The 3,988-nt window shown below is 64.0% G+C and carries 6 protein-coding genes; all 6 read right to left on the bottom strand.

All coding sequences use genetic code 11. The annotated features are described in order from the left end of the window. A partial coding sequence (locus VLE48_02835; GenBank protein HSA91920.1) for a molybdopterin cofactor-binding domain-containing protein occupies window positions 1-767 on the bottom strand: 767 nt, incomplete at its 3' end. Next, a complete protein-coding gene (locus tag VLE48_02830) occupies window positions 764-1,267 on the bottom strand; it encodes a (2Fe-2S)-binding protein (GenBank protein HSA91919.1) in 504 nt (167 codons plus the stop codon). The genes VLE48_02835 and VLE48_02830, both read right to left, overlap by 4 nt. Window positions 1,268-1,292: 25 nt before the next feature. Beyond that, a complete protein-coding gene (locus VLE48_02825; GenBank protein ID HSA91918.1) occupies window positions 1,293-1,616 on the bottom strand; it encodes a rhodanese-like domain-containing protein in 324 nt (107 codons plus the stop codon). A gap of 2 nt (window positions 1,617-1,618) precedes the next feature. Beyond that, complete coding sequence (locus VLE48_02820; GenBank protein HSA91917.1) at window positions 1,619-2,521, bottom strand: CoA-transferase; 903 nt, start codon at window positions 2,519-2,521, stop codon at window positions 1,619-1,621. 415 nt (window positions 2,522-2,936) lie between these two features. Continuing rightward, entirely contained in the window at window positions 2,937-3,728 is a 792-nt protein-coding gene (locus tag VLE48_02815) for an enoyl-CoA hydratase-related protein (protein ID HSA91916.1), read from the bottom strand. Between the two features lie 5 nt (window positions 3,729-3,733). After that, on the bottom strand, window positions 3,734-3,988 hold a 255-nt coding region (locus VLE48_02810), incomplete at its 5' end, for a hypothetical protein (protein HSA91915.1).

The raw sequence follows: 3,988 nt of genomic DNA, 5'->3' as shown, positions 1-3,988 counted from the left end.
TCCAGCGGGATCACTTCGCTCTTGCCGCCGAAGCCGCCGCCCACCAGCGGCTTGATCACGCGGATCTGCGCCATCGGCATCTCCAGCACGATGGAAAGCTTGTGCTGCAGGTAGTACGGCACCTGGGTCGAGGACCATACCGTCAGCCGCCCGGGCTTGCCGGTGTGCGGGTCGAAGTCGAACGAGGCCAGCGTGGAGTGCGGCTCCATGGCCGCGTGCGTCACCTCGTTGGCGATGAAGCGAGCCTCGGCGATGTGGTCGGCTTCCGCAAACCCCTTCTCCGGATCGCCAAACACGTGGTGGTAGTCCTTTTCCAGGTTGTGCGCCTTGTGGTCGTGGATGAGGTCGGCCTCAGCCTTCATGGATTCTTCCGGATCGAAATACGCGGGCAGTACCTCGTATTCCACCTCGACCAACTCGACGCCTTGCTCGGCCACCGTTTCATTGACAGCAACGACACAGGCCACGTTGTCGCCCACGTAGCGGACCTTGTCCACGGCCAGCGCGGTTTCGTCGTGTCCGACGGGCAGGATGCCGTACTTGTTAGGCGCATCCTGACCGGTCACCACCGCGACCACCCCTTCCAGCGCCAGGGCCTTCGAGGCATCGATGCGCTTGATGCGGGCGTGCGGATGCGGCGAGTGCAGGATCTTCCCGATCAGCATGCCGGGCAGCGACAGGTCGTCCGTGTATTTGCCCGAGCCGGTGGTCTTTTCGGCCGCGTCCACGAACGCGACCGGTTTGCCGATGACTGAAAAGTCGCTCACGTTTGCCTTCCCGCTGCCAATCCTTCCTGCTCGGCCCGGATGGCCGCCCGGATGGCCTGGTACATCTGGGTGTAGCCCGTGCAGCGGCAAAGGTTGCCGCTGAGGGCGTTGCGGATCTCGTCCTCGGTGGGCTCCGGGTTGGCCGCCAGGAGCGCCTTCACGGTTATCAGGAACCCTGGAGTGCAGTAGCCGCACTGCGCGCCGCCCCAGTCGCCGTAGGCCTTCTGGATGGCAGCCAGCGCGCCGTGCTCGGCCACGCCCTCGATGGTCGTCACCTCCTGGTCGTCACCGGCGCAACTGCCGGCCAGCAGGGTGCAGGAAAGCACCGGCACGCCGTTCAGCAGCACGGTGCAGGCGCCGCAGGAGGAGTCGTCACAACCGCGCTTGGAACCGGTAAGCTTCAGGTCTTCGCGGAGGACGTCGAGCAGGAGCTTCGAGGGCTCCACCGCCAGTTCGTGGCGACGCCCGTTCACGCGCAGTTCGATGAGTTCTTTCTTCAAGTTCTCAGTTCTCGGTTCTCAGTTCTCAGTAAAGCGGCACCTTCGGGTCGATGGTGCGCGACCACTGGTCGATGCCGCCCCGCATGGACTGCACCTTCTCGAATCCCTGCTGCCGCAGCCAGGCGCATACGTTGGCTGAGCGCACTCCGTGGTGGCAGACCACCACGATGTGCTCCTCCGGGTCCAGCTCCCGGTGGGCCCGCGCGGGCACGTCCGACATGGGGATCAGTGTCGAGCCGGCGATGCTCGCGGTCTGCACCTCCCAGGGCTCGCGCACATCCAGCAGCGTGAACCGTGACCCGTTCTCAGCCAGGGCTTTCACTTGTTCGGGTGTGATCTCAAAGTCCATCGCTAGTATCCAAAATCCGCCTGCGCCGCGTAGGCATGTTTCTCAACCGCCAGCTCCTGCTGACGGCAGGCCCCAATGCGGTCCATATATTCGCGCCGGTCGGCCACGCCCTGCACCCAGCGCTCCAGCCACGCCTGAAAGTCCGTGGGCGTCTTGGTCTGCTCGTGGTATTGCTGAAAAGCGGCGTCGTCCCGCTTGTAGCAGCCCTGCACCGGCGAAGGATGCGCCCCGTACGGGCACTCGACCACGGCGCTGACCAGGAAGCCGGGGATCACGGTACGGTTGGGGTCGCTCGAAATCACTTCCGGCTCGACGATCTTCTCCGCTACGACGATCACCCGCCGCGCCGCCCGTACTCCTTCCAGCATCACTCCGAAGTTGCCCCAGCAGTGGGCGTTGCCGTGGGCGTCGGCGCGCTGTACGTGGACGACGGCGACGTCGGGCGTAATGGCGCGGACTGCCTGTAGCTTCTCTCCCGTAAACGGCGAGGGGAACTCGGTGAAGAATTCGTTGTCACGGGCGACGTCCGAGCCCAGGGCCGTACGCGCGGGCAGGAACGGAACTCCCATGGCAGCCGCCTCGAGAGCCAGCGCGACGCCGAAGTTGGTCATGTCCGTGACCTTGACGCTGCCGGACTCGACGGCACGGCGGAAGTTGTACGCCGAACCCATCATCACGTTGCCCACCCAGGCGGCGATGACGCGCTCCACACAACCGGCTCCGATGAGCTGGTCGAACAGCACATCCGAGATCGGCCCGATGAGCGTCAGCCCACGCTTCTTCTGGCGGATGATCTCGTGCCCGGCGGCGAACGGGATCATCTGCTCCAGTTGCAATCCCAACGCGACCGAGCAGCCGTCAGGGACGTGCTCCGCGATCGCGTCGTGCATGGTGAAGAGCTTCACTCCGCCGCCTCGTCAGACTCGCAAACGACTCGAACTCTCGCTCTAAAGTACTGAATGAAAAAAACCGTGAATGCCACGAATACCAAAATGCTGAGAAGTGTCAGGCCAGCGGCGGCGAGTTTCTGCGCGTCGCCTGAGGCACCCATCCAGTGCAACACCAGCCGCACGGATGCGCCCAAGAGCATCAGCCCACTTGCGAACTGAAGTGCGCGAGAGCTCTTAAACCCGTACAACCCAAACATCCCAACCCCTGCACTCAAGTAGGTGTTCCTGTTCACGGACCGTATTGGAAAGACCCCGTGAATCAATTCCCAAATGCCTGAAACCACCACTCCAACTGCTAGTACGAACAGCACGGCAAACATGCTCGTCGTGATGGGGTCAGAATCCACGACAATCGTTCGCTTGCCCGCCACTACTTCCCCTTCCACACCGGCTTCCTCTTCTCCAAAAACGCCTGGATGCCCTCGACCGCATCCTCGGTTTTCATCAGTTCGTCGAAGTAGAGCTGCTCGGCCTTGGCGAGGCCCTTGTCGAAGTGGATGGCATCCCAGGCGTAGAAAGCTTTCTTGGTCACGGCCAGCGCTGCCGGACTCAACTGCTCCAGGTTATGGACGGCCTGCTGGACCATGGCCTCCAGGTCGTCTTCGGAAGTGACGCCGTTGGCCAGCCCGATGGCCGCCGCCGCCGGCCCTTTGAGTGCGCGCCCGGTCAGCACCAGCTCCGCCGCGCGCTTCTGTCCGATGAGCGCCGAAAGGGCCACGGCGGCCACCGGCGGGAAGCAGGCCAGCTTGATCTCCGGGAACTGCCAGGTGGCGCCGTCCGCGGTGTAGACCAGGTCGCAGATCATGGCCAGCTCGGCGCCGCCTCCCAGGCACAGGCCGCGCACGGCGGCCACGGTGACCTTGCGGCTGGCTACGATCGCCCGAATCGCGGCGTGGAAGCGAGTCAGCATGTCGCGCACGTTCTCCGGGGTGTGCGCGGCGACATCGACGCCGGCGGAGAAGGCCTTCTCGGATCCCTCGAAGACGATCACGCTGATATCGGCGCGCTGCTCGATCTCTGCCAGCGTTTCTTTCAATTCATCCATCATGGGGACATCGATGACGTTCAACGGCGGATGGTTGAGCTTGATGCGCGCCAGCGGCGGCGCCAGCTCAACGCAGATCTTGGTGTGGGTCATGCGGGTCAGTGGTGTCGCGGCCATGTCAGTTACCTCGTCCAGAATCCTTTCTTATCGTACTCGCGAATCGCCTTGAGCTCGGCGGCCGAAGGCTCCGGCGTGATGTTCATGCGCGCGGCAGCGCGCAGCTTCCATCCCGTGTTTGCCAGCACGTCTTCCACGCTCACGCCCGGATGCGCGGAATCGAGGAAGGCCTCGCCGTCCTCGCCGAAGCGCAGCACGGCTTTGCTGGTGATTACCGCGCTGGGACCGCCGCGTGGCAGGCCCATTCTCTCGCGCCACTC

The organism is Terriglobales bacterium, from assembly GCA_035454605.1.
Classification (GTDB): Bacteria; Acidobacteriota; Terriglobia; order Terriglobales; family Acidobacteriaceae; genus DATMAB01.
Note: the sequence above shows the minus strand (reverse complement) of the source record. Positions and strands in the feature narration are given on the sequence as shown.

What these genes read in the sequence shown, in the direction of transcription:
- VLE48_02825 (HSA91918.1), bottom strand. Translation starts at nt 1,616, where the DNA reads ATGGACTTTGAGATCACACCCGAACAAGTGAAAGCCCTGGCTGAGAAC.
- VLE48_02815 (HSA91916.1), bottom strand. Translation starts at nt 3,728, where the DNA reads ATGGCCGCGACACCACTGACCCGCATGACCCACACCAAGATCTGCGTT.